Source organism: Kitasatospora sp. NPDC057940 (assembly GCF_042887425.1).
Taxonomy (GTDB): Bacteria; Actinomycetota; Actinomycetes; order Streptomycetales; family Streptomycetaceae; genus Kitasatospora.
In genome coordinates this window covers 438,247-462,895 of record NZ_JBHVPH010000001.1, presented here as the reverse complement: position 1 = coordinate 462,895, position 24,649 = coordinate 438,247, and the positions used below count along the sequence as shown (strand labels likewise).

Sequence of the window (24,649 nt, the reverse complement as noted above, 5' to 3'; positions counted from 1 at the left end):
CAGGCAGGGCAAGCAGGGCAGGGCAGGGCAGGGCAGACCGAGCAGGCTCAGCCCACCCGCTGGACGACCCCCGCCTCCGCCACGTCCTCGACCGGGCCCGCCGCCGGAGCGGTCTTCCGGCCGTCCCGCATCAGCACCAGGGTCAGCCCCGCGGCCGCCAGGACGGAGATCCCGCCCGCCGTGAAGGTGACGGAGGCCGCGGTGTTGAACGCGTCCCGCGCGGCGGCGGCCAGTCCGCCGTCCCCGGTGCTCGCGGCGAGGGCGAGCGCGTCCGTGATCGCGTGCTTCCCGGCGGCGGGCGCGTCGGCGGGCATCGAACCGGTGAAGGTGCTGGACAGGACGGCGCCGAGGATGGCCACGCCCAGTGCGGAACCGGACTGCTGGATGGTGTCGTTGAGCGCGGAGCCGACGCCGGCGTGCTCGCCGGGGATCGCACCCATCAGCGCGTTGGACGCGGCCGGCATCGCGAGGCCGGAGCCGGCGCCCAGCACCAGCATGGCCAGGGCGACCTTGGCGAAGCCGTCGCCGACCGAGAGCGTGGCCAGCAGCCCGAACCCGGCCGCGATGACCAGCATTCCGACCGAGGTCGTCACCCGCGGGGCGGCCTTCTTGCTGAGCACGGCGCCGAGGGCGTTGAACACCAGCGAGGCGACGGCCAGCGGGAGGAACGCCAGGCCGGTGTCGGTGGGCGAGAACTTCAGCACGAACTGCAGGTACTGGGTGAGGACCAGCATCAGGCCGCCGGTGGCGAAGGTCAGCAGGACGAGCGAGAAGCTGGCCCCGGTGAACACCCGGTTGCGGAACAGCTTGAGCGGGACCATCGGCGAGTCGGTCCGGATCTGGCGAACGACGAACCCGGTCAGCGCGAGCACCCCGACGACGAGCGGGCCGAGCGTGCCGGGGCTGGTGAGGCCGTCCCGGGGCAGCACGGTGATCGACCAGACCAGCGCGGTCATCCCGGTCATCGAGAGCACCATGCCGGGCAGGTCGGGCCGGCGCCACGGCCCCTTCGACTCCGGCATCAGCACGACCGCCGCGATGACGGCGACCACCGTGACCGGCACGTTGAGCAGGAAGACCGCGCCCCACCAGAAGTGCGCGATCAGCGCGCCGCCGAGCACCGGCCCGCCGACCATGCCGATCATGGCCACCGCGCTCCACACGGCGATCGCCTTGGGCCGTTCCTCGGCGTCGAAGACGGTGATCAGGATGGAGAGCGTGCTCGGCATGACCAGGGCTCCGCCCACGCCCATCAGCACGCGTCCGGCGATGAGCTGGCCGGGGCTGTCGGCGACGGCGGCGACCAGGGAGGCGGCGCCGAACACCACCAGCCCGATGATCATCACCTTCCGCCGGCCGAACCGGTCGGAGAGGCTGCCCGAGGTGAGCAGCAGCCCCGCGAAGACCAGGATGTACGAGTCGATGATCCACTGGATGTCCTGGGCCCCGGCCCCGAGGTCCGCCGCGATCTGCGGGATGGACACCGTGAGCACCATGTTGTCGACCACCAGCACCAGGCTGCTGAGACAGAGCACGACCAGGATGAGCCAGCGGCGCGGCTGACGGTCCACCGCGGTCCCCCTTCGAAGTGAGCGCGCCGGCCGCAGCCGGACGAAAGTCTGCGCGGGCGCGCCGCGGTCCGTCCCCACGGCCGCGGCGCGCCTCGCTCCGCACACCGTGCGGACACCGCACACTGTACGGAGACCGCACAGTGTTCGCAACGCCGTACGGTGTGCGGCGCGGCTTATGCTGAACGGAGCAGCCGAGCCGAGCACAGGCGGGCGAAGACCGAGAGGAGGGCCGGATGCCGGCCAGGTCGAAGGACGCGCCCGGGACACCGTGGAGCCGCCCCGAGCGCCCCCGGCGCGAGCAGCCGGCGCTCAGCCGGGCCCAGATCGTCGCGGAGGCCCTGGCCATCCTGGACAGCGACGGCATCGAAGCCCTGAGCATGCGCAAGCTCGGCGCCCGCCTCAACGCCGGCGCCACCTCGATGTACACCCACGTCGCCAACAAGGACGAACTGCTCGCCCTGATCGTCGACGAGGTGTTCGGCAAGGTCCTGATCCCGTCGGTCGCCGACACGGACCCGACGGACTGGCGCCTCACCCTCGCCGAGTGCGCGGACAGCGTCCGCGAGACCGTCCTGCGCCACCCGTGGATGGTGTCGGTGCTCGGCGACCTCGGCCTCGTCTACTTCGGGCCCAACTGGATGCGCCTCTCCGAGGCCCTGCTCACCTTCCTGGAAGCGGCCGGCTTCACCGCGACGGAGGCCAACGACGCGATGGGGGTCCTGCTCGGCTACGTCATCGGGACGGCCAGCGTGGAGTCCGCCTGGCTGAGCACACTGGCCCGGCACGGCCGGAACGAGCAGGGCTGGATGGACGAATTCCTGCCCGCCGTCATCGAGGCCACCCGGGACTTCCCACGCCTGCACCGCCTGTACGCCACCGAGGTCGACGAGGCGACCGAGGGAACCCGCGACAGCGGCTTCGCCAACGGCGTCCGACTGATCCTGGACGGCATCGAGGCCAACCAGCGGGCTCGTCACGCCAGTTGACGGGGCATCACTTCCAGCTCGACGCCCGGACCCCGGCGCAACCCGACCCCGGACCAAGCGCGCCAACCGCGCCGCCGGCCGCCCCGCCGACCGCGCCACCGACCGCCGCCGACGGTTCGGCCCGCGCCGAACCGTGCCGGCGCGACCATGGAGGTATGTCGCTCGCCGCCTTCGCCGCCCTGCTCGCCGACCCGACCCGCGCCGCGTTCTGCACCGCGCTGCTCGACGGCCGCGCCTGGACGGCCGGCGAGCTGGCCCGGCACGCGGGCGTCGCGCCGTCGACGGCCAGCGAGCACCTGTCGCGGCTGATCGCGGGCGGGCTGCTGGCCGAGGAGCGGCAGGGGCGGCACCGGTACGTCCGGCTGGCCACCCCGGAGGTCGCCGCCCTGATCGAGGACCTCGCCGCCTTCGCCGGCCAGGGCGACCGGCCCGCCCCGCACGGCCTGCGCGAGGCCACCCGGCAGAGCGCCGAGGCCCGCGCCCGCACCTGCTACGACCACCTGGCCGGCCGGCTCGGCGTGGCCGTCGCGGACGCGCTGCTCGCCCGCGGCCTGCTCACCGACGACGCCGGGCTCGCCGTCACCGGGCGCGGCCGGGCCTGGCTGGCCGCGCAGGCGATCGAGCTGCCCGAGCGGGCGGGCCGCCGGGGCGGGCGGCCGGTGGTGCGCAGCTGCCTGGACTGGACGGAGCGCCGCAGCCACCTCGGCGGGGCGTTGGGCGCGGCGCTCTGCCGGACGGCGCTGGAGCGCTCCTGGGTGGAGCGGATCGGCTCCGGCCGGGCCCTGCGGATCACCCCGGACGGCGGCCGCGCACTGCGCGAGCTGCTCGGCGTCGAACTCTGAGCACTCCGCCCACCGGCCGGCCCACCCGTCCACCGGTCCGCCCACCCGTCCACCCGTCCACCGGCCGGCCCACCGGTCAGCCCAGGGCCGCCACCCCGCCGCCGGCCGGAGCCGCGCCGGCCAGCGGCGGGCGCAGCGAGGCCGTGCCCAGCCCGGTCGGGCCGACCGGCACGGCGGCGGGCCTGGAGGCGGGCACGGCGGCGGGCCCGGGCAGGTCCCCGACCGTCGCCCCCGCGCTGAGCACCCGCTCCGCGCCGAAGTGCCGCACCAGGTCCTCCTCGCGGTACCGGCGGCAGCCCCGGTGCCAGACCAGGATGCCCGCGAGCCAGTTCTCCAGCTCCTCCACGTACCCGTCCAGCAGCTCCCGCGCCTCCGGCTCCAGCGCGAAGTCGTCGTACAGGACGGGGAGTTCCTTCTCCGCGACGTGCTGGAACTGGTCCAGCCGGGAGTGCATCAGGTCGTCGACGATCCGGACCGCCGACGGGTAGTCGCAGTTGAAGAAGTTCTGCACCACCAGGACGGCGTTGTGCACCTCGCCCTCGTACTCGACCTCCTTCTGGTACGAGAACAGGTCGTTCATCATGCACGCGTAGTCCGCGGCCGAGTTCTCCAGCGAGCGCATCGAGCCGTGCTCGTGCACCCCGGGCGGCACGGCCTTCCCGTGGGCGAGCCGGCACAGGCTCATGGTGAGGTCGGAGCCGAAGGTGGCGCGGCGCATCTCCAGGTAGTCCACCGGGTCCGGAATCCGGTTCTGCACCTGGTTGTTGAGCTCCCAGATCCAGCTCGCGGTCATGTCCTCGACGGTCCGGCGGAACTTCCGCCGGGCGTCCGCCGCCATCGGGCCGGCGGTGCGCTCCCAGATGTCGGCGAGGCCGCGTTCCAGCGCGTTGGCGGGCTCGGGGGCGGGGCTGCCGTCCACCGGCATGAACAGCGGGAGCCGCTCGTTGGCGAGCTTGGCGCCCGCCAGGTCGCGGGTGCGTCCGAAGACCACCGGGTAGTAGTCGTCGGCCCAGGTCCCCCAGGCCAACCAGGCCGAGGAGATGTCGAGTTGGTCGGCGGTGGCGTTCGGGTGGATTCCGGCCGCGCAGAGCGGGAGGTCGTAGTCCCGCATGGACGCGGCGTCCCAGATGCCGGATCCGGGGATGCCGGGCTGCTCCGCCAGCAGGCCCATCCGCTCGGCCCACTCGATCACCCGCTCCCGCGCGCCGTCCAGGTGCGGGTTCAGTGTGGCCTCGAACGGCAGCTTGAACTCGGGCAGTCGGGACGGTCCGACGGGCTGGTACGGCACGTGGCCGTGCGACCGGGCCCGCCGGACGGCCGGTCCGACACCGCCCGGACCGGCCGGGCCGGCCGCCGGTCCACCGCCGCCCATCGCCCCACTGCGCAGGATGTCCAGCGCCGAGGTGCCCACCCCGGCGATCGCGAACGGGTCCCACCAGTTGCCGGTGCCGGGCAGCGCGCCGCCCGTCCCCGCCGCGACGCCGGTGCCCGAACCGGCCGCCGCACCACCGCCGTTCATGTACCGGCTGGAACGCATGTGCCACTCGTGGCCGCCGGACTGCCAGTCCTGGAGGCCCTTGACGTACGCCAGCACCCGGGCGCGGCCCTCGGGGGCGAGCCCGGTCTCGGCGAACAGCACGGGCAGTTCGGTGAACACGGTGTTCTCGAACTGCTGGAGCCGTGAGGTGAGCAGGTCGTTGACCGCCTCGGCGGCCTCCTGGGTGGAGCACTCCAGGAACTTCTCCAGCACCAGGATGCCGTTGCTCAGCTCGCCCTCGTCCTCCACCTCCCGCTGGTAGGAGAAGATGTCGTTGCGCAGGTGCACACCGTCCGAGAAGGCGTCCATCAGCACCCGGAGCGCGCGCGAGCCGGAGACCTCCTTCGGGACCTCGGCGCCGGCCGCGTACTCGACCAGTTGGGCGGACCAGGGCGCACCGCCCACCTTGCGGCGCATCTCGATGTACTCGACCGGGTTGGAGATCCGGCCGGCGTTGATGTTGGCGAGCTCCCAGAGCGACTCGTTGAGCAGGTTGCGGGTGCTCTCGGCGAAGCGGATCCGCCAGTCCTCGCCCATCACCGGCACGGTGCGCCGCCACAGGTCGGCCAGGCCCGCCTCGACCGGGTTCTCCGGCTCCGGCATCGGGGTGGCCGGGTCGGCCAGCATGAACAGCGGCAGCCGGTCGAGGTGCGCCTTGCCGGCCTCGCGGTCGTTGGTGCGCTTGAACATGTCGAGGAAGTGGTCGTCGAAGAAGAAGACCCACACGTACCAGTCGGTGACCAGCGAGAGCGCCTCGGCGGAGGCGTCGGGGTGGGTGTAGGCGCAGAGCAGGCCGTAGTCATGGGCGTCCAGGTCGGCCTGGTCCCAGATGCCGGAGCCCTCCAGCATGCCCATCTCCCGTGCCCAGACGGAGGAATGGGCCCGGGCCTCGTCCAGGTGGGGGTTGAGGCGTGCCGGGTGCGGCACGTAGAAGGACGGCAGTTCGAACGGCTGGGTCACGGCGGGCGAGCCTTTCTGGACGCGTCGATTGCACCAAGAATGGCCCGTCGGCGGGTAGCAGCACCGGCGCAACAGAAACAGTCATACAAAATGACCTACCTCCCCCCAACCCGCCCGCGCCACCCGCCTCCTCGCCACCCGACGCGGGCAAAAAGTATTCCGCGGGCTCTCCCGACCGCCGGATCGGGTGTCCCAGGCGGTCGCTCCGCCAACGAACAAGCCAGCCACGCCAAGGCCCTGGAACTCCAAGACTTCCCCTGCTACGGGCGTGTTGACCGCCTCCGCCCCCACCCCGTCCACCAGACTGGGCGCCGACCCGACGTCAACTCCGAGGAGGGCAAGCCCATGAACGTCACCGTCCGGCTCGCACAGCAGCCCGAGGCCGACGAACTGCTCGGACGGAGTGCGCTGGCCGCGCTCGTCGGCATGCTGCTCGACCAACAGGTGCCGATGGAATGGGCGTTCACCGGTCCGCTGACCATCGCCCAGCGGCTCGGACGCAACGACCTGGACGCCCGGGAGATCGCCGTGTACAACCCGGAGGAGTTCGTCGCCCTGCTGTCCGCGAAGCCCGCCGTGCACCGCTACCCGGCCGCGATGGCCAAACGGGTCCAGCAGCTCTGCCAGTTCCTGGTGGCGCAGTACGACGCCGACGCCGCCGCACTCTGGAAGGACACCCGCACCGGCAAGGAGCTGCTCAGCCGCCTCAACGCCCTGCCCGGCTTCGGCAAGCAGAAGTCGCAGATCTTCCTGGCCCTGCTCGGCAAGCAGTACGGCGTGCGCCCGGAGGGCTGGCGCGAGGCGGCCGGCGTGTACGGCGAGGAGGGCGCTCACCGCTCGGTCGCCGACATCACCGGGCCCGAATCCCTCGACCTGGTCCGGGAGTTCAAGCAGGAGATGAAGCGCGCCGCGAAGGAGGCCAAGTCCGCGGCGAAGACCACGACCCGGACGACGGCGGTGAGCACGGCCGGGGCGCGCTGAAATTCCGATCGCCCGGCCGGTCCCGCCGGGAGCCGCTGCCGAGCCGCCGAGGAGTCCACCTCCGTACGGTCCATGGCCCTCCCAGGATGCGCCGAGGGCCCCGGTCGCACCGCGCGACCGGGGCCCTCAGCAGTGCCCGTCAGGCCAGGACGGGCTCCCGCTCGTCCGTCGGGTCCGCCTCACCCGCCGTCGCCGGCGCGTCCACCGCGCCCGCCGCAGCCGCGTCGGCCGGCGCGACCGCCTTGCGCCGCGGCAGCGCGAACATCAGCAGGAACACCACCAGCAGCGCCCCCGCGACCCACCACATCGCGTGGACGAACGCCCCGCCGAACGCGGTGCCCATCGCCTCCGGCGCGACCACGTCGTCCATCGCCCCGAAGAAGGCCACCGACACCAGCGCGAGCCCCAGCGCGTTCCCCATCTGCTGGACGGTGTTGATCAGCCCCGACGCCGAACCGGCGTGCGCGCGCGGCACCTCCGCCAGGATCGCGTCGGTGATCGGCGCGACGATCAGGCCCATCCCCAGGCCCATCACCACCAGCGGCAGCGCCATCTGCCAGGGCGCGATCGCCGTCCCGTACCGGTCCGCCTCCCAGATGTACGTCAGCACGCCCGCCGCCATCACCAGCGCGCCGGTCTGGAGCACCCGGCGCCCGAAGCGGGGCACCAGCTTCTGCACGGACAGCCCGGCCGCCGCCGAGACGGCGAGCGAGAACGGGATGCCGGTGGAACCGGCCTTGAGCGGGCTCCAGCCGAGGCCCAGCTGCATGTACAGCGTCCAGACCAGGAAGAAGATCCCGCAGACCACGCCGAAGGCCAGCTGCACGCCGATGCCGGCCGCGAAGCTCTTCACCCGGAACAGCGACAGCTCGACCAGCGGCGAGCCGTCCCGCCGCGTCTTGGCCTTCTCGTACGCCACGAACAGCGCGAACACCACCAGGCTGCCGGCCATCGACAGGTAGCCCCAGAGCGGCCAGCCGGCCTCCCGCCCGTGCGTCAGCGGGTAGATCAGCATCAGCAGGCCGACGCTCGCCAGCGCCACCCCGACCAGGTCCAGCTTGAGCGCCCGCTCGGCCTTCGACTCGTCGATGAAGCGGCGCCCGAGCAGCAGCCCGGCGATGCCGACCGGCAGGTTGATCAGGAAGATCGGGCGCCAGGCCAGGCCGAACAGGTCCCACTCGGTGAGCAGCGCGCCGATCAGCGGCCCGGAGACGGCGCCCAGCCCGACCACCGCGCCGAACATGCCGAACACCTTGCCGCGCTCCTCCGCCGGGAAGGTCGCGTGGATGATCGACAGCACCTGCGGCACCATCATGGCCGCCGTACCGCCCTGGAGCACCCGCATCCCGACCAGCATCTCGGGGCCGGAGGCCAGGCCGCACAGCGCGGACGCCACGGTGAACCCGCCGATGCCGATCAGGAACAGCCGCTTGCGGCCGTAGATGTCACCCAGCCGGCCGCCGGTGATCAGCCCGATCGCGAAGGCCAGCGCGTAGCCGCCGGTGACCCACTGGATGGCGCTGAAGGAGGCGCCGGTGTCCTCCTGGATGCTGGGGATGGCGATGTTGACGATGGTGACGTCCACCAGGTCCATGAAGGAGGCGACCATCACGATCGCCAGCGCGATCCACCTCCGTCGGTCCGCGTCCGCGGTCTTCATTCGGTACTCCTCATTCGTCCTGCTCGTCCTGCTCGTCCTGCTCGCACTGCTCGTCCTGCTCGTCGGCACGTCCGCGAGGGTACGGGGCATATAGGTCAGATCCTGTCCCAGTTGTCCGGCATCCTGGACGGCATGACGGACACCCCCGCACGGCTGCTGAACCTGCTGTCCCTGCTGCAGACACCGCGCGAGTGGCCCGGCAGCGAACTCGCCGAACGGCTCGGCGTCAGCCCCCGGACGATCCGGCGCGACATCGACCGGCTGCGCGACCTCGGCTACCCGGTGCAGGCCACCATGGGCGCGGTCGGCGGCTACCGGCTGGTCGCGGGGACGGCGATGCCGCCGCTGCTGCTGGACGACGAGGAGGCCGTCGCCATCGCGGTCGGACTGCGGGCGGCCGCCGGGCACGCGGTGGTCGGCATAGAGGAGGCCTCGGTCCGCGCCCTCGCCAAACTGCTCCAGGTGCTGCCGGGCCGCCTGCGGCACCGGGTGGGCGCGCTCAACACCGCCACCATGCCGCTGCTCACCGGCGACGGCCCGACCGTCGACCCGGACGACCTCACCGTGCTCGCCGGCGCCGTCACCAACCGGGAACGGCTGCGCTTCGCCTACCGGGCCGGCGACGGCGCCGAGACCAGGCGCAACGTCGAACCCGAGCGGCTGGTCTCGGCCGGCCGCCGCTGGTACCTGGTCGGCTACGACCTGGACCGGGACGACTGGCGGCTCTTCCGCGTCGACCGGCTCAGCGAACCCCGCGCCACCGGCGCCCACTTCACCCCGCGCCCGCTCCCGGCCGAGGACGCCGCCGCGTACGTGGCGGGCAAGCTGCGCCGCCAGTCACCGGCCCGCGCCGTGGTCGCCACCGTGCACGCCCCGGCCGCGGACGTCCGGCGGCACTTCGCCCGGGGGGACTCCGAGATCGAGCCGATCGACGAGCACCGCTGCCGGCTGCGCTCCCGCACGGACTCCCTGGAGTGGACGGCGGTGCGGCTGCTGACGCTGGACTGCGAGTTCGAGGTGCACGAGCCGCCGGAGCTGATCACCCACCTGCGCACCCTGGCCGCCCGCGCCGACCGGGCCACCCGCGCGGGCGGCTAGGGACCGTCCGGCAGGATCCGCCGGGCAGTCCCTAGGCCTCGATCCGGTACCAGCAGTCCCCCGCGCGGAACCACAGCACGCCGTCCCGGCCGTGCGCCCGCACCCGGTCGAGCGCGCCGGGCACGCTCAGCTGCCGGCGCCGGGTCTGCTTCCGCTCCTTGCCGATCAGCTGGTACCAGGTCAACTCGCCGCCGCTGGACAGGAAGACGCCCTGCCCGCCGTGGACCGCGAAGCCGACCGGCAGCCGGACCGGGCACGGCAGGGTGGTGGACGGCCGGTCGACCGCGTCGATCCGGGTGAGGTGGCTGGCCGACGAGCTCGGGTACCAGGCCAGCCAGGCGCTCCGGCCGTCGGTCGCGCCGGCCAGGCCCTCCAACGGGTGGGACGGCAGCTTGTCCGGGCTCCACACCACCCGGCCGTGGGTGTCGGCGGCCCGCAGCCCGGCGGCCGCCATCGGGTGGTCGCCGTAGATGCCCTCGTCCCCGTAGGCCATCCAGATCCGGCCGTCCCGGTCGGTCACCAGCACCCGGACGTCGTCACCGAGGGCGAGCTCCCGTTCGAGCGCCCCGTCCGCGCCGTACACGGCCGTGTTGGGCAGCCATTCCTCCCCGTCCTGATCGGCCCGGTACCCGGCCAGCAGCACCCGGCCGCCCGGCAGCAGCCCGAGGTGGTCGGGCGAGCAGGGGACGCCGGACAGCGGCACCCGCCACTCCCCCCGCGGGGAGACCACGACCACCTCGCCGTCGAACGGCAGCCGGACCGGCGGCCAGGATCCGGCCGGCGCCAGGCGCTGCTCCGGCACCACCAGGACGGCCAGTTCCCCGGCCGGCCCGACCGTCCAGGCCACGGCCCTGCGACCGGCCGACCGGTCCTCCTCGGGCAGCCGCCAGACCTCGACCGGATCGTGGCCCATCGTGCTCAGACCCCGTACTCGGCGGTGAGCAGCGCCCGCCCCAGCGTGTGGAAGGTCAGGTGGAAGCCGATCTGGGCCGCCGGGGTGTCGGCGGAGACGTCCAGCTTCTCGACGTCCAGGGCGTGCACCGCGAACACGTACCGGTGCGGGGCGCCGGGCGGCGGGGCGGCGCCGTCGTACTGGTGGCCGGGGAAGTCGTTGCGGCCGTGGAAGGAGGCCGCGCCGGGCAGGTCGTCGTCCGAGGAGCCGGCGCCGCGCGGCAGTTCGACCGTGTCGGCGGGCAGGCCGAGGGCGAGCCAGTGCCACCAGCCGGAGCCGGTGGGCGCGTCCGGGTCGTAGCAGGTGACGGCGATGCTCCGGGTGCCCTCGGGCAGGCCCGACCAGGCCAGCTGCGGCGACAGGTTGCCGCCGGCGTGGCTGAACTCCCCGGCCAGTGTGCCGCCGTCGGTGACGTCCTGGCTGGTCAGCGGAAAGGACGGCACCTGCGGCAGGAAGTCGTACGGCAGCGGCGGGCGAACGCTCATGGGGTGGTCACCTCTCAACGGGCCGTGGACGGCCTCGGGCTGAAGGACGCTGAAGGACACGGCTCACTGTAATAGGGGTGCCCGTCCGGTCCGGCGGCCCCTCGTTCGGGCCCGGGCCGCTCGAATTGCCAGGTATAGACCAATCCGGCGCCTGCGACTAGCGTGGACAGCACCCCTGCCCCCAGCTCCGGAGCCGCACCGTGGAGTCGTCCGTCCTCGCCTTCGCCACCGACCTGCTCGACGAGGGCGCCGACACCTTCTTCGGCAACCTCACCGACCGCGCCGGGGTCGGCGGCGTCACCCTCGCCTCCGTCTACCACGAGGCCCGGGACGTCTTCCCGCACAACCCCCACCGGGTGATCCGCTACCTGGAGCCCGGCGCGGCCTACTTCCGCCCCGATCCGGCCCGCTGGCAGGGCCGTCGGCTGGCGCCCGCCCCGTCCACCGCGATCGGCGACCGCGACCCCTTCGCCGAGGCCGCCGCCGAGACCCGCCGCCGGGGGCTGAAGCTGCACGCCTGGACGGTGTTCTGCCACAACGACCGGCTCGGCTTCGCCCACCCGGACTGCGCCCCGGCCAACGCCTTCGGCGACCGCCACCTCACCGAGCTCTGCCCGGCCCACCCGGAGGTCCGGGAGTACGCACGGACCCTGGTCACCGAGCTGGCCCGGTACGGCGTGGACGCGATCCGGGCCGAGTCCCTGCACTTCCACGGGCTGCGCCACGGCTACCACCACGAGCGCTACTTCGAGGAGCTGGGCGCGGGCGCCGAGGCGCTGCTCGGCATCTGCTTCTGCCCGCACTGCCGCGCCGCCGCCACCCGCGCGGGCGTCCCGGCGGAGGAGGTCGCGGAGGCCGTCCGCACCGAGCTGCGCCGCCGGCTGGCCGACGAGGCGGCCGCCGCCGAACCCGCCGACCTGAGCGCGCTCGCGGACGGCGCCCTGGCCGCCTACCTGGACGCCGCCACCACCACCGTCACCACGCTGGCCGCCGAACTGACCGAGGAGGCCCGGCGCCACGGCATGCGGCTGAGCTTCATGGACGGCGCCGGCCCGGGCAAGGGCTGGCTGTCCGGCATCGACCTGCCCGCCCTCGCCGGGGCGACCGACCAGATCGAGACGCTCGGCTACGCGAAGACCCCGGAGGCCGTCCGGGAGAAGATCGCCGCGTTCGCCCTGCACGGCGTCCGCCCGCAGGACATGGCGGTGATCCTGCGGCCGATGGCCTCGGACTGCGACGGTCCGGCGAACCTCGCCGCCAAGATCGCCACCCTGCGCGAACTGGGCGTCCCCGAGGTCGAGTTCTACAACTACGGCCTGATGCGGCTGTCCTCGCTCGACCGGATCGGCGCCGCCCTGGCCGGCTAGGTCCTGTCCGGTCGATCTTGGCCCGGCAAGATCGACCGGACAGGACCTAGGCACCACGGGGCCCGACCGCTACCGCCGCCGCTTGGACGTCCCGAACAGGCTGCGCGAGATCTCCTGCCCGAGCTGCTTCCCGGCCGAACGCGCCAGGGACTTCACCGTCGGGTTGCTGAACAGCGAGTCGAGCAGCCCGCCCGCCCCCTTCGGCTCCTCCCGCCGCGGGGCGGGCTCCCGCTCCTTCGGCGCCCTCGCCGGTGCGGCGGCCTCCGGCGCGGGCGCCCGCGCCGCCCGCGCCGCCAGCTTCTCGTACGCCGACTCCCGGTCGATCGCGTCCCGGTAGCGCGCCGTCAGCGGCGAGGCGTCGACGACGGCCCGCAGCGCGCCCGCCTCGATCGGCCCCATCAGGGACTGCGGTGCCCGCAGCCGGGTGGCCGCGACCGGCGTCGGCGCGCCCTTCTCGGAGAGCACGGTCACCACGGCCTCGCCGGTACCGAGCGAGGTGAGCACCGCGCCGAGGTCGTAGGAGGAGCGCGGGAAGGTCGAGACGGTGGCCTTGAGCGCCTTGGCGTCGTCCGGGGTGAAGGCGCGCAGCGCGTGCTGCACCCGGTTGCCCAACTGCGCGAGCACGTCGGAGGGGACGTCGCGCGGGGACTGGGTGACGAAGAAGATGCCCACGGCCTTCGAACGGATCAGCCGGACGGTCTGGGTGATGGCCTCCAGGAAGGCCTTGGAGGCGCCCTTGAACAGCAGGTGCGCCTCGTCGAAGAAGAACACCAGCTTGGGCTTGTCCAGGTCGCCGATCTCGGGCAGTTCCTGGTAGAGGTCGGCGAGCAGCCACATCAGGAAGGTGGAGAACAGCCGCGGCCGGTCCTGGACGGCGGGCAGTTCCAGCACCGACACGACACCCCGGCCGTCCGGGGCGGTCCGTAGCAGTTCGGCGGTGTCGAACTCGGGCTCGCCGAAGAACGCCCCGGCGCCCTCGTTCTCCAGCACGGTGAGCGCGCGCAGGATCACCCCGGCGGTGGCCGACGAGAGGCCGCCGATGGTCCTCAGCTCCTCCTTGCCCTCGGGCGAGGCGAGGAAGGCGATGACGGCGGTGAGGTCCTTGAGGTCGTACAGCTCCAGGCCCTTGGTGTCGGCGTAGTGGAACACCAGGCTGAGCGAGGACTCCTGGGTCTCGTTCAGGTCGAGCACCTTGGCGAGCAGCAGCGGCCCGAAGCTGGTGACGGTGGCGCGGATCGGGATCCCGGCGCCCTGGCCGCCGAGCGAGTAGAACTCGACCGGGCAGCCCTGCGGGGTCCACTGCTGCCCGACCTCGGCCGCGCGGGCGGCGGTGCGATCGCTCGGCGCGCCGGGCTCGGCGATGCCGGAGACGTCCCCCTTGACGTCGGCGAGGAACACCGGCACGCCCTGGGCGGAGAGCTGTTCGGCGATCAGCTGGAGGGTCTTGGTCTTGCCGGTGCCGGTGGCGCCGGCGACCAGCCCGTGCCGGTTGAGCACCCCGAGCGGGATGCGCACCTGGGCGTCCGGGTAGGCGGTGCCGTCCAGCAGCACCGCGCCGAGGTCGAGGGCGGGCCCGGTGAAGGCGTACCCGTCGGCGATCTCCCGGACGGCCGGCGGGGTGGGGGCGGAGGACATCGGGGCACTCTCCTGGGCGGTGCGGGGAGGCGGGGCGGGCCCGGAACCCGGTCCCGGACGGGCCGTGTCCCGATCGGAACCGGGCGATGTTCGCGACATTTCCCATCAAACAGTCGCAATCGTCCTCCCGCAGCTCACACCCGAGCGCGTGGCGGCGTCGCGGCGGCTGCGCCATCCGCCGCCCAAACGGTAGGCTTTCCGTGTGATCTTCAAGCGCATCGGCAATGGGCGGCCGTACCCGGATCACGGCCGGACGAGCACCCGCCAGTGGGCTGACGTCGCCCCACGCCCGGTGCGGCTCGACCAGCTGGTGACCACCAAGGGGCAACTCGACCTCGAAACCCTGCTCGCCGAGGACTCGACCTTCTACGGGGACCTCTTCGCGCACGTGGTGAAGTGGCGCGGCGACCTGTACCTGGAGGACGGACTGCACCGGGCGGTGCGGGCCGCCCTGCAGCAGCGCCAGGTGCTGCACGCCCGGGTCCTCGAAATGGAATGACGGACCCTCTGCACGGGCTCCTGGACCGCCCCCTCGCCATCCGGCGGAGGGCGGTCCGCGCGTACCCGGGTACCTCCTTTCGGGTACCGGCGTACTCCAGATGATGATCATTTAGTACCTTCGCTGCCTGACGGCACTACGCTGCTGACTACGGCCGCGACCAGGGGATCCGCCCGCACCACGGGATCCACCCGCACCAGCCGATCCGTCATCCCGACCCCGCCCTGGCACGAGGGGGAGACAAACCGTGAGCATGTTGACTCCCCAAGGCCTCAAGGGGAAGCAGTACCGCGTCACCGGCAACGCCTATCCACGACTCGGCCGGCCCCCGAAAAAGAGCCGCAAGGTGATCTCCGGGCTCGCGAGCCTGCTCGCCCTGGCCCTGATCGGCCTCGGCGGCGTCCAGCTCTACGACATCTTCAGCGGGAAGAACAAGAACTCCTCCGCCCAGGCCTGCGTGACCCCGTCGGGCAAGCCGCTGGCCGCCCCCTCCGCGGGCGCCACGCCCGGTGCTCCCACCGACTCCGGTGCCCCCGCCGCCCCGGGCGACCCGCACGCGATCCCGCAGCCGGCCGCCATCACGGTGAACGTCTACAACGCCACCACCAAGGGCGGCCTGGCCGGCCGGACCGCCGAGGAGCTCAAGAAGCGCGGCTTCACCATCGGCAAGGTCGGCAACGCCCCGGCCGAACTGGACAAGAAGGTGCCCGGCACCGCCCAGGTGATCGCCGGCCCGGCCGGCGCCGGCGCCGCCACCCTGCTCGGCTCGCAGATCGCCGGGGCCACCACCACCGCCGACGCCCGCACCGACGGCACCGTGGACTTCGTGGTCGGCGACAGCTACAACGCCCTGCTGGACGAGACCCAGGCGGCCGCCGCCCTCGCCCTCGCGACCAAGCCGTCCCCCACCCCGACCGCCACCGGCAGCTGCTGAGGCCGGTCGCCCCGCGCAACAGGAGAGCCCCCCGGCACCGCGCCGGGGGGCTCTCGTCCGTTCGGGGGATTCGCTCAGCCGGCGGTGCCGTACAGGCGGTCGCCCGCGTCGCCGAGGCCGGGCACGATGTAGCCGTTCTCGTTGAGCCGCTCGTCCAGGGCGGCGGTGACGACGGTGACCGGCAGGCCGGCCAGCTCGCGCTTCATCACCTCGACGCCCTCGGGGGCGGCCAGCAGCACCACGGCGGTGACGTCGGTGGCGCCGCGCTCGATCAGCATCTTGATCGCCGCGACGAGGGTGCCGCCGGTGGCCAGCATGGGGTCGAGCACGTAGACCTGGCGGCCGGAGAGGTCGTCCGGCATCCGGGTGGCGTAGGTGGAGGCCTCCAGGGTCTCCTCGTTGCGCACCATGCCGAGGAAGCCCACCTCGGCGGTCGGCAGCAGTCGGGTCATCCCGTCCAGCATGCCGAGACCGGCGCGCAGGATCGGCACGACCAGGGGGCGGGGGTAGCTGAGGCGGGTACCGAGCGTGACCGCCACGGGGGTGGTGATCTCCACCTCGTCGGTGCGGACGTCCCGGGTGGCCTCGTAGGCGAGGAGGGTCACCAGCTCGTCGGTCAGGCGACGGAAGGTCGGCGAGTCGGTGCGCTCGTCGCGCAGGGTGGAGAGCTTGTGGGCCACCAGGGGGTGGTCGACGACGTGGAGACGCATGTATCGAGGTTAGCCCGGGTCTGGACGCCTGTACGACTCGCCGCGTGCCGACCGCCCCGTCGCCGGGGGTTCACCCGGCCGTGCCGCGCCGTGGCGCCCCGCGAATGTCCGGACGGAAGCGCCTCCTGTGGTATCAACCGGGCTGATCTGGGAATGTCACGTCTTATGACGAGCAACCCGAACGCCGGGGACGGCTCGGCGGACGAGCCCGCAGGCCGGTCGGGCAATCGCCCCGGCCCGCCACAGGACCCCCCGGAGACCGAGGCGGACCGCCGCAGGCGGCGGGCCGTCTTCCTGCGCGAGCTCACCGAGGCCCGCGAGCTCCGGGAGCGGGTCCAGCCCCGGCGGACCAAGGAACGGCGGATGCGCGAAGCCATGCGGATGCGAACCTTCCGGATCTGACGAGGATCCGAAGCGGTTCCGGCGCGGCTCCCCCCGCGGCTCCCCCCGCGGCTCCGCCGACCGGCTGGTCCTGATCCGGCAGGCCCCGGGCGGTGGCGCCGGCGCCACACCGGCCGCCGGCCGGCCCTTCCGACACGACCTGCAAAGACGCGCTGCCGAACACCCCCCGCAAGGGCGGGCTTTCTGTCACGATTCCGATGGGACGGTCCGAACGAGCGGACCGCCTCTGGCGCGGGGGCGGCCAGATTTTCGCGTTGCCCGAGCGCGCCGACAGCCGAGACCGAGATCTTGGGAGTGTCCCTGGTGGCGTACTTCGCTGCAGTGCTTGCTCGCACCGAGGACGGGTGGGATGTGAGCGAGACGGAGCTCGACGACGTCGAAACCCTCGCCGACCTGACCGAACTGGCCCGCGACTCCACGCAGGACGACGACAGCGTCCTGATCTTCATCGAACAGGAGGACGCCTGGTTCGCCATCGTCCGGGTGGACGGCGAGGAGGACCCACGGATCTTCGTGTCCGACGGCGCCGCCGCCGCCCGCAGCTCCTACGGCTCCGTCCTCACCGACGAGCTGGTCGACCAGGCCGGCGAGAGCGAGTTCGGCGACCTGGACCACCTGGTCGTCGAGCTGGAGGAGGACGAGGAGACGCAGGAGCAGGACGAGGACGCCCGCAGCGGCGTCCCGGTCGGCCCGCTCGGCGACGCCCACCTGCTCACCGAGTTCGGCCTGGCCGCCGAGGAGCTGCTCGCCCTCAGCGGCGAGGGCGCCGTCCCGGGCGACGCCCTGGAGGAGATCGCCGAGGCCCTCGGCTGCGGCGAGGTCCTGGAGGCGGTCCGGTAGCGGGCGGTGACCAGCCCGGTGACCAGGCCGGTGCCCACCGCCGGATACCCGACACTGGATGCCATGCAGTCCGCATCCGCCCCGCAGGCCGTTCCCCGCATCGCCCCCCTGCCCGCCCCCGTCCGCCCCGACCCGGTCCGTGACCGCTGGGCGGCGCCGATGCGCCTCGCCATCGCCGAGGCCGCCCTGGCGCCGGCCACCGGCGACGTCCCGGTCGGGGCGCTCGTCCTGGGCCCGGACGGCGAGGTGATCGGACGCGGCCACAACGAGCGCGAGGCGGTCGGCGACCCGACCGCGCACGCCGAGGTGGTCGCGATCCGGCAGGCGGCCGAACGGATCGGGGAGTGGCGGCTCAGCGGCTGCACCCTGGTCGTCACCCTGGAGCCCTGCACGATGTGCGCCGGCGCCATCGTGCTGTCCCGGATCGACCGGGTGGTCTACGGCGCCCTCGACGAGAAGGCCGGCGCGGCCGGCTCGCTCTTCGACGTGATGCGCGACCGCCGGCTCAACCACCGCCCCGAGGTGGTCTGGGGCGTCCTCGCCGACGAGTGCGGCGAGCAGCTGCGCGAGTTCTTCGAGTCCCACCGCTGACGTCCGGCGCCGACTTCCGCCGGCGGCTCCCCCGCCGGCCGCCCGGCCATACGGATTTCGTGACCGCGCCACCCGTCCGGTAGAGTTCCCCTCGGTAGCGTGTCCGAGCGGCCAAAGGAGCACGCCTCGAAAGCGTGTGTGGGGGCAACTCCACCGTGGGTTCGAATCCCACCGCTACCGCCGTAGAGCCCGAGGGCCCGTCCGATCCGGACGGGCCCTCGGCGTTTCCGCGCACCCTCGAACGCGAAAAGGGCTCCGTACTCCGGGCTGATGACCACCAACGCCCGGAGAGTACGGAGCCTGGAAAGGGGGAGCGGCTCGGGGGGACGACCGCTCCCCCGGCGGAGTCCCACAACCGGCACCGCGTCGGGGGGAAGCCGCGGCGCCCGGTCCCACAGCGGGGAGCTCCGGATCCACGCACCGGGGATTCCTGCCAGATCCTCGGCACGTCTCCCATCCTGCCGCCCGGGCCGCTTCCGGGCATCCGGAGAAAGGCCCCACTCACGGGGACCTTCGTCCCGCCGGGCGAACGCGTCGCACACTTGATAGCCCGTCCGATGGATAAGCTGCTTCCGCAGGGCCGCTCGGGGACCCGGATGGCGGCGGCCCACAGCAGGAGAGGACGACACCCGATGGCGCAGGCGAAGAAGATCGGCATGGCCCTCCTGCTCATCTTCGTCCTCTACTCGATCATCAGCTCGCCGGCCCGCTCCGCCCAGCTCGTCCAGCTCGGCTTCGAGGGCATCTCGAACGCGGCCAAGGCGGTCGGCACCTTCATGACCGGACTGATCAAGTGAGCCGTCCGGTCGCGTAGGGCCCGTCGTCCCGCCCCGGCGCACCGGCTACGGTGTGCGGGACCCTCTGTCCCCGTCCGCGAGGAGCGGCAATCGTGATCCGGCACCTGGTCCTGTTCAAGCTCAACGAAGGCGTCCGCAAGGACGACGAGCGCGCCCTCGCCGGCGCCAAGGCGTTCGCCGAGCTGGGTTCGCTGATCCCCGAGCTGCGCGAGTGGGAGTGCGGCTGGAACACCACCGAGCGGGACATCGCCCACGACTACGCGATCAACAGCCTGGTCGAGGACCGCGACGCCCTGCACGCGTACCTGACCCACCCGGCCCATCAGGCCGCGGCCGGTCAGTGGCGCGAATTCGCCACCTGGGTGATCGCCGACATCGAGGTCTGACACCCGAGGCACCCGGCCCGTCCCCCGGACGGCCCGCCGCGCCCCGTCCGGCCACCGGACGGGGCGCCTTGCTCCGCCCCGGAACGATCCGTGCGGCGCCTGGGCGGGAAGCCCGGTGGAGCCCCGACCCCGCACCAACACACCTCCGCCGGGTGCTTGCCCGACCTGCGCCCGCCTTGTGATGCTATGACCGGTTTTGCCGGACATGGCGAGGTGGTGAAGCAGCCGCGACACCCGATCCGCAGGGCCCTTCGTTATCGACTGAGGGAGGGGTGACGTGTCCGACGAGGTACTGGCGTCGATCATCAGCCCGGCTGGCGAGCTCCGCCCGGACGGTCTGCGCGGCCCCGGCGGCCGCCCCGCGGTGGACGTCCGGACGCTGACCCGGGTGCTGTTCGAGCGGCTCGCGGAGCTGCCCCCGGGCTCCCCCGAGCGGGAGCGGGTCCGGGCCGCCCTGATCGAGGTGAACATCCCCCTGGTCCGCTACGCGGCCACCCGCTTCCGCAGCCGCAGCGAGCCGATGGAGGACGTCGTCCAGGTCGGCACCATCGGCCTGATCAACGCGATCGACCGCTTCGACCCCACCCGCGGCGTCCAGTTCCCCACCTACGCACTGCCGACCATCCTCGGCGAGATCAAGCGCTACTTCCGGGACAACGTCCGCACCATGCACGTCCCGCGCCGGCTCCAGGAGCTGTGGGTCCAGGTCAGCGGCGCGATGGAGGAGCTGACGGTGCTGCACGGCCGGGCCCCCAAGGTGCCGGAGATCGCCGCCAGCCTGCGGATCCCCGAGGAGGACGTCCGGGCCTGCCTGGACGCCGGGCGGGCCTACAACGCGGCCTCGCTGGAGGCGGCGCAGGAGCACGAGGGCGGGCTCGCCCTGCTGGACCGGCTCGGCTACGAGGACTCGGCGCTGGCCGAGGTCGAGCACCGGGACATGGTCCGCCACCTGCTGGTCCAGCTGCCCGAGCGGGAGCGGCGGATCGTGATGCTGCGGTTCTTCGCCAACCTGACCCAGTCGCAGATCAGCACCGAGCTGGGGATGTCCCAGATGCACGTCTCGCGGCTGCTCTCCCGCATCCTGACGAGGCTTCGGACCGGCAACTCCTGGGAAGACTGAGATTGCAGCGCGTTACCCTCGCGTGACATCTTGCGACGTTCGGGTTTGCCGTGGACCGTGTTCCGGTATGGAGGGGGAGGGCCCCCGCCGGGAACCTCCGTGCGACGGCCCCCGTTCAACTGTCAGTCACAAGGGGGTGGGCGCATGTCCGGAGAGCTGGGCACTGCGGAGATCCACGCTGGTCAGGCCAACGGTACGGCTGTCGCCGAGGACCGGATCCCGCTCCAGCGGGTCCCGGCCGCCGCGCCGCCCGGGCCCGAGACGCCGCCCGGCTCCGGGCTGGACACCCGGACGCTGTCGCGCTCGCTGTTCCTGCGGCTGGCCGCCCTGGAACCGGGCAGCGCGGAGCACACGTACGTCCGCGACACCCTGATCGAGCTCAACCTGCCGCTGGTCCGGTACGCCTCGGCGCGCTTCCGCAGCCGTAACGAGCCGATGGAGGACATCGTCCAGGTCGGCACCATCGGCCTGATCAAGGCGATCGACCGGTTCGACCCCGAGCGCGGGGTGGAGTTCCCCACCTTCGCGATGCCCACCGTGGTGGGCGAGATCAAGCGCTTCTTCCGGGACACCAGCTGGTCGGTCCGGGTGCCCCGGCGGCTCCAGGAGCTGCGGCTGGCGCTCACCAAGGCCGGTGACGACCTGTCCCAGCGGCTGGACCGCTCCCCCACCGTCGCCGAGCTGGCCGCCTGCCTGGGGGTCAGCGAGGAGGACGTGGTCGAGGGCCTCGCGGTGGGCAACGCGTACACCGCCAGCTCGCTCGACTCCAGCCCCAGCGAGGAGGACGGCGACGGACCGCTGGCCGAGCGGCTCGGCTACGAGGACCTCGCGCTGGAAGGCGTCGAGTACCGGGAGTCGCTGAAGCCGCTGCTGGCCAAGCTGCCGCCGCGCGAGCGCCGGATCATCATGCTGCGGTTCTTCGGCAACCTCACCCAGTCGCAGATCGGCGAGGAGATCGGCATCTCCCAGATGCACGTCTCCCGACTGCTCACCAGGACGCTGACCCAGCTCCGCGAGGGCCTGATCAGCGAGGGCTGACAGGCCCGGGGAAGCCACACCCGTCGCCGTCCTGGCAGGCCGATCGTCAGCCTGCCGGGACGGCGTCGTCCATCGCCCGGTCGGCCACTGCGGTGGCGCGTTCGTCGGTGCGCTCGACGGCGCGTTCGTCGGTGCGCTCGACGGCTCGTTCGTCGGTGCGCAGGAAATCCGCGAGGACGGTTCCGCGGTCGGCGCCGACGGCGTGCGCGCAGCGGGCCGAACTCGTTGGTAATGACACGGTTCAGGCCATCGCTGCACAGGGCCACGGCGTGCCGCGGCGCCCGCCCGTCGACCGCCCGTCGACCGCTCAATAGCCGCCGGGATCACGGGCGTTGAGCGCACCGCGCGGTCCGGGACTGGGCCCGACCAGCGCCGTTCGACCGGCTCCGGCGCCGCTTTCCGCCCGGCCCCGATTGCACCGGACTCGGTCCGCCGATCGACCGTGCGAGCACCTCCATTGCATATTCGGACTGTCACATGGCACAGCGGTGCCCGATATTGCATGAACCTGCCCAAGGCGTCGGCAAGATGTGCAAGAGTGTCATGCGCGACGACGACAGTGTAGGTGTCCGGTGGTCCGCCCAAGCCGCACGGGCGGTAACCAGGTGTAGCTCTCAGCTTCCGCTTTTTCATTCTCAATTCATTATTTGCATGGCCGGTCCGGTTCCGGTCACAATCGGCGCCTTCATGGCTTCGCCATGAACGTTGGTAACAGGTTCGCTGCACTCTCGCCCAATTGGTCCCTCGCAGAGGCCCCCCTCGACCAGGATGGGCGCCGGGCAGCCTGCTGCCCGCGAACAGCTACAGGGCAGGCGAGCGCTGAGCAGCGAGGCGCCTACCCAAGGGGAGGATCACCATGGGTCGAGCGACCCGAAGAGTTGCCGCGTGCGCGGCGGCAGTTCTGCTGGCCAGCGGCCTGCAGACCACCCTGGCCCACGGCGACACGCCGCCCAGGATCGACCTCACCATCCTGGTCATCGACGACGGAGGCCCGTCGGTCGCGGCGATCGCCGCCGAGCTCAAGAACCAGGGCACCCCGTACAAGGTCGTCAACCTCAACGACACCAACCGTCCCATCATCAACTCGGCTTTCCTCAGCGACACGGTGAACGGCCAGCCCCGCGGGAAGTACCAGGGCATCGTCCTTCCCAACGAAAACCCCTTCCCCAACAGTGCGGCCGAGATGACGGCCATCGCGGGCTACGAAGCCGCATTCGGAATCCGGCAGATCGACGCGTACACGTTCGCCAGTCCTGCGGTGGGGCTGAACTACGCGGTGAATCCCGGTTACTACGGCACGCTGGACGGATTCCAGGGCGCCACCACCACCGCCGGCACTTCGGGCCCGTTCGGGTACCTCAAGGGCAGCGTGCCGTTCGAGGACAACGACCCGACCGTCAGCGAGAGTTACGGCTACCTGGCCACGCCACTGGCCAACCTGCCGGCCGGCGCCTCGTTCGTCCCGCTGGTCGACGCCGCGATACCGAGCACCACCTCGCGCGGTTCGCTGGTCGGCGAGTACACCCACGACGGCCGCAAGGAACTGGTCGTCACGTTCGTCTACAACCAGTACCAGCAGCAGTACCGCCTGCTGGCCCGCGGCATGGTCGACTGGATCACCCAGGGCGTCCACCTCGGCTACGACCGCAACTACTTCGCGGCCCACGTGGACGACGTCTTCCTGGCCGACGACCGCTGGGACACCGTGCTCAAGTGCACCCCCGGCGACGTCACCTGCCCGCCCGGCACCCCGGACACGGCCAACCCGATCCGGATGACGCCGGACGACGCCCAGCACCTCAAGCAGTGGCAGACCGCCAACAACTTCACCCTGGACATGGTGTTCAACGGTGGCGGCAGCGAGGACTGGAAGGCCGACCACCAGACCACGGTGGACCCAACGGCCAACCAGATGATCGCCGACCAGAACAGCTACCGCTGGGTCAACCACACCTACACCCACCCGTACCTGGGCTGCGTCCAGGACGTCACCGTGGTGCCGTGGCGCTGCTCCAAGGACTCCTCGGGCAAGACCGTCTGGACCGACCAGAACACCATCTCGGGCCAGATCAAGGACAACTTCGACTGGGCCGCCAAGAACGGCCTGAAGGTCGACCCGCAGGCCCTGGTCACCGGCGAGCACTCCGGCCTGCTGACCGCCCCGCAGGAGACCAGCGACAACCCGAACCTGGCGCCGGCGCTGGCCGCCAACGGCATCAAGTTCACCGGCAGCGACGCCTCCCGCGAGCCCGCCCAGCGGGCCGTCGGCTCGTCCACGCTGACCGTGCCGCGCTACCCGATGAACGTCTTCTACAACGCCGGCACGGCGAAGGAGGAGGCCGACGAGTACAACTGGATCTACACCAGCAAGGCCAACGGCGGCAGCGGCGTCTGTGAGAACAACGCCAACTCCACCTGCCTGACGCAGCCGCTGGACGTCAACACCGGATTCCAGTCGTACATCGTGCCGCTGGAGGCCCGGATCGACCTCGGGCACGTGCTGAGCAACGACCCGCGGCCGCACTTCATCCACCAGTCGAACCTGTCCGAGGACCGGATCCTCTACCCGGTGCTGGAGAAGATCCTCGGCACCTACCGGTCGCTGCACGCCGACAACACCCCGATCGTGAACCTCGGCGAGCGCGAGATCGGCCAGGAGTTCCAGCGCCGTGCCGCCTGGAACTCGGCCGTCGCGGCCGGCCAGGTCACCGGCTACCGGGTCGGCAACACCGTCACGGTCAACGCTCCGGCCGGTGTTCAGGTCCAGGCCACCATGCCGACCGGAACTTCTCAGAAGCTGGTCATCGGATCGACCGCCTTCGGTTCGTCCTACGCCGGTACGATCTCCGGTTGGGTGTCCCCGGGCACCCTGCAGAGCAGCGTCTCCCTGCAGCTCCCCTCGGCCGGCACCCCGGCCGCCCCGGCCGCCGTCGCACCCGGCGTCGCGGCCAAGTCCGTCCCGGCCCCGGCCCCGGCGGACAAGAAGGTCGTCCCGCAGGGCGTCGCCACTCCCGTCCCGGTGGGCCCGAGCGACACCGGTCGTACCAGCGCCCCGACCCTGGTCCCCGGTAGCGGAAACCCGGTGCCCGGCAAGGACGTCGCCACCGGCGGCAACGGCGGCACCGCCGCTGCCGCCGAGAGCGGTAAGGCCACCGGGGGGACGGCCTCGCTCGGCACCAGCACCACCGGACGCTCCGGCAACCGGTAGCCCGCAGCACCCGATGGCGGGGCCGGGCCGGTCGCCCGGTCCGGCCCTGC

Annotated in this window: 23 protein-coding genes and 1 tRNA gene; 16 read left to right on the top strand and 8 right to left on the bottom strand. The window is 72.4% G+C overall.

Going from position 1 to position 24,649, the window contains the following annotated elements; all coding sequences use genetic code 11:
* Nucleotides 1-47: 47 nt before the first annotated feature.
* Nucleotides 48-1,571 carry an MFS transporter gene (locus ACFVTF_RS02100; protein WP_387807845.1) on the bottom strand — a complete coding sequence of 508 codons (1,524 nt, stop codon included), beginning with the start codon at nucleotides 1,569-1,571 and terminating at the stop codon, nucleotides 48-50.
* 233 nt (nucleotides 1,572-1,804) lie between these two features.
* Here ACFVTF_RS02100 and ACFVTF_RS02095 point away from each other — a divergent pair, with 233 nt between their 5' ends.
* Both ACFVTF_RS02095 and ACFVTF_RS02090 read left to right on the top strand, forming a co-directional pair.
* A complete protein-coding gene (locus ACFVTF_RS02095; RefSeq protein ID WP_387807842.1) occupies nucleotides 1,805-2,557 on the top strand; it encodes a TetR/AcrR family transcriptional regulator in 753 nt (250 codons plus the stop codon).
* Between the two features lie 155 nt (nucleotides 2,558-2,712).
* Complete coding sequence (locus tag ACFVTF_RS02090) at nucleotides 2,713-3,399, top strand: ArsR/SmtB family transcription factor (protein WP_371518037.1); 687 nt, start codon at nucleotides 2,713-2,715, stop codon at nucleotides 3,397-3,399.
* A gap of 76 nt (nucleotides 3,400-3,475) precedes the next feature.
* On the opposite strand, the gene ACFVTF_RS02085 is transcribed toward ACFVTF_RS02090, so the two are convergent.
* Nucleotides 3,476-5,896, bottom strand: coding sequence for a germacradienol/geosmin synthase (locus tag ACFVTF_RS02085; protein WP_387807839.1), 2,421 nt, complete (start codon nucleotides 5,894-5,896; stop codon nucleotides 3,476-3,478).
* A 345-nt stretch (nucleotides 5,897-6,241) separates the two neighbouring features.
* Between ACFVTF_RS02085 and ACFVTF_RS02080 the strand changes: the two genes are divergently transcribed.
* A complete protein-coding gene (locus ACFVTF_RS02080; RefSeq protein WP_371518035.1) occupies nucleotides 6,242-6,877 on the top strand; it encodes an HhH-GPD-type base excision DNA repair protein in 636 nt (211 codons plus the stop codon).
* A 139-nt stretch (nucleotides 6,878-7,016) separates the two neighbouring features.
* Here ACFVTF_RS02080 and ACFVTF_RS02075 read toward each other — a convergent pair whose 3' ends face one another.
* Complete coding sequence (locus ACFVTF_RS02075; RefSeq protein WP_371518034.1) at nucleotides 7,017-8,537, bottom strand: MFS transporter; 1,521 nt, start codon at nucleotides 8,535-8,537, stop codon at nucleotides 7,017-7,019.
* 132 nt (nucleotides 8,538-8,669) lie between these two features.
* On the opposite strand from ACFVTF_RS02075, the gene ACFVTF_RS02070 reads away from it, so the two are divergent.
* Nucleotides 8,670-9,635, top strand: a complete 966-nt coding sequence (locus ACFVTF_RS02070; protein ID WP_371518033.1) for a helix-turn-helix transcriptional regulator — start codon at nucleotides 8,670-8,672, stop codon at nucleotides 9,633-9,635.
* Between the two features lie 31 nt (nucleotides 9,636-9,666).
* On the opposite strand, the gene ACFVTF_RS02065 is transcribed toward ACFVTF_RS02070, so the two are convergent.
* Together ACFVTF_RS02065 and ACFVTF_RS02060 are read right to left on the bottom strand one after the other, a co-directional pair.
* Nucleotides 9,667-10,548 carry a hypothetical protein gene (locus tag ACFVTF_RS02065; protein WP_387807835.1) on the bottom strand — a complete coding sequence of 294 codons (882 nt, stop codon included), beginning with the start codon at nucleotides 10,546-10,548 and terminating at the stop codon, nucleotides 9,667-9,669.
* 5 nt (nucleotides 10,549-10,553) lie between these two features.
* The gene (locus ACFVTF_RS02060) at nucleotides 10,554-11,072 is read right to left on the bottom strand and encodes a YbhB/YbcL family Raf kinase inhibitor-like protein (protein ID WP_371518030.1); all 519 of its coding nucleotides are present in this window, start codon (nucleotides 11,070-11,072) and stop codon (nucleotides 10,554-10,556) included.
* Between the two features lie 200 nt (nucleotides 11,073-11,272).
* Between ACFVTF_RS02060 and ACFVTF_RS02055 the strand changes: the two genes are divergently transcribed.
* Nucleotides 11,273-12,439: a hypothetical protein gene (locus tag ACFVTF_RS02055; protein ID WP_387807832.1), complete on the top strand. Its 1,167-nt coding sequence runs from the start codon at nucleotides 11,273-11,275 to the stop codon at nucleotides 12,437-12,439.
* 69 nt (nucleotides 12,440-12,508) lie between these two features.
* Here the strand turns inward: ACFVTF_RS02055 and ACFVTF_RS02050 are convergent, their stop codons facing one another.
* Entirely contained in the window at nucleotides 12,509-14,074 is a 1,566-nt protein-coding gene (locus tag ACFVTF_RS02050) for a helicase HerA-like domain-containing protein (RefSeq protein ID WP_387807829.1), read from the bottom strand.
* A 202-nt stretch (nucleotides 14,075-14,276) separates the two neighbouring features.
* Between ACFVTF_RS02050 and ACFVTF_RS02045 the strand changes: the two genes are divergently transcribed.
* Both ACFVTF_RS02045 and ACFVTF_RS02040 read left to right on the top strand, forming a co-directional pair.
* The gene (locus tag ACFVTF_RS02045) at nucleotides 14,277-14,573 is read left to right on the top strand and encodes a type II toxin-antitoxin system VapB family antitoxin (RefSeq protein WP_063348635.1); all 297 of its coding nucleotides are present in this window, start codon (nucleotides 14,277-14,279) and stop codon (nucleotides 14,571-14,573) included.
* 253 nt (nucleotides 14,574-14,826) lie between these two features.
* Nucleotides 14,827-15,507, top strand: a complete 681-nt coding sequence (locus ACFVTF_RS02040) for a LytR C-terminal domain-containing protein (protein ID WP_371522753.1) — start codon at nucleotides 14,827-14,829, stop codon at nucleotides 15,505-15,507.
* A 74-nt stretch (nucleotides 15,508-15,581) separates the two neighbouring features.
* On the opposite strand, the gene upp is transcribed toward ACFVTF_RS02040, so the two are convergent.
* Entirely contained in the window at nucleotides 15,582-16,217 is a 636-nt protein-coding gene (upp, locus tag ACFVTF_RS02035) for a uracil phosphoribosyltransferase (protein WP_350876411.1), read from the bottom strand.
* A gap of 165 nt (nucleotides 16,218-16,382) precedes the next feature.
* On the opposite strand from upp, the gene ACFVTF_RS02030 reads away from it, so the two are divergent.
* The 8 genes from ACFVTF_RS02030 to ACFVTF_RS01995 all read left to right on the top strand — a co-directional run bounded on the left by ACFVTF_RS02030 (nucleotide 16,383) and on the right by ACFVTF_RS01995 (nucleotide 21,391).
* Nucleotides 16,383-16,619, top strand: coding sequence for a hypothetical protein (locus ACFVTF_RS02030; RefSeq protein WP_063348632.1), 237 nt, complete (start codon nucleotides 16,383-16,385; stop codon nucleotides 16,617-16,619).
* 303 nt (nucleotides 16,620-16,922) lie between these two features.
* Nucleotides 16,923-17,459, top strand: a complete 537-nt coding sequence (locus ACFVTF_RS02025) for a tRNA adenosine deaminase-associated protein (protein ID WP_363579757.1) — start codon at nucleotides 16,923-16,925, stop codon at nucleotides 17,457-17,459.
* Between the two features lie 63 nt (nucleotides 17,460-17,522).
* Nucleotides 17,523-18,050: a tRNA adenosine(34) deaminase TadA gene (gene tadA / locus ACFVTF_RS02020; RefSeq protein WP_063348631.1), complete on the top strand. Its 528-nt coding sequence runs from the start codon at nucleotides 17,523-17,525 to the stop codon at nucleotides 18,048-18,050.
* Nucleotides 18,051-18,143: 93 nt separating this feature from the next.
* Nucleotides 18,144-18,230 (top strand) — tRNA-Ser (locus ACFVTF_RS02015).
* 452 nt (nucleotides 18,231-18,682) lie between these two features.
* Complete coding sequence (locus ACFVTF_RS02010; RefSeq protein ID WP_167745863.1) at nucleotides 18,683-18,847, top strand: hypothetical protein; 165 nt, start codon at nucleotides 18,683-18,685, stop codon at nucleotides 18,845-18,847.
* A gap of 92 nt (nucleotides 18,848-18,939) precedes the next feature.
* The gene (locus tag ACFVTF_RS02005) at nucleotides 18,940-19,233 is read left to right on the top strand and encodes a Dabb family protein (RefSeq protein WP_063348630.1); all 294 of its coding nucleotides are present in this window, start codon (nucleotides 18,940-18,942) and stop codon (nucleotides 19,231-19,233) included.
* Nucleotides 19,234-19,570: 337 nt separating this feature from the next.
* Nucleotides 19,571-20,353 carry an RNA polymerase sigma factor SigF gene (locus tag ACFVTF_RS02000; RefSeq protein WP_371522751.1) on the top strand — a complete coding sequence of 261 codons (783 nt, stop codon included), beginning with the start codon at nucleotides 19,571-19,573 and terminating at the stop codon, nucleotides 20,351-20,353.
* A 144-nt stretch (nucleotides 20,354-20,497) separates the two neighbouring features.
* A complete protein-coding gene (locus tag ACFVTF_RS01995) occupies nucleotides 20,498-21,391 on the top strand; it encodes an RNA polymerase sigma factor SigF (RefSeq protein WP_371518026.1) in 894 nt (297 codons plus the stop codon).
* Nucleotides 21,392-21,437: 46 nt separating this feature from the next.
* Here ACFVTF_RS01995 and ACFVTF_RS01990 read toward each other — a convergent pair whose 3' ends face one another.
* Nucleotides 21,438-21,629, bottom strand: coding sequence for a hypothetical protein (locus ACFVTF_RS01990; protein ID WP_387807823.1), 192 nt, complete (start codon nucleotides 21,627-21,629; stop codon nucleotides 21,438-21,440).
* A 618-nt stretch (nucleotides 21,630-22,247) separates the two neighbouring features.
* On the opposite strand from ACFVTF_RS01990, the gene ACFVTF_RS01985 reads away from it, so the two are divergent.
* Complete coding sequence (locus ACFVTF_RS01985) at nucleotides 22,248-24,599, top strand: hypothetical protein (RefSeq protein WP_387807820.1); 2,352 nt, start codon at nucleotides 22,248-22,250, stop codon at nucleotides 24,597-24,599.
* The last annotated feature ends 50 nt before the right edge of the window (nucleotides 24,600-24,649 follow it).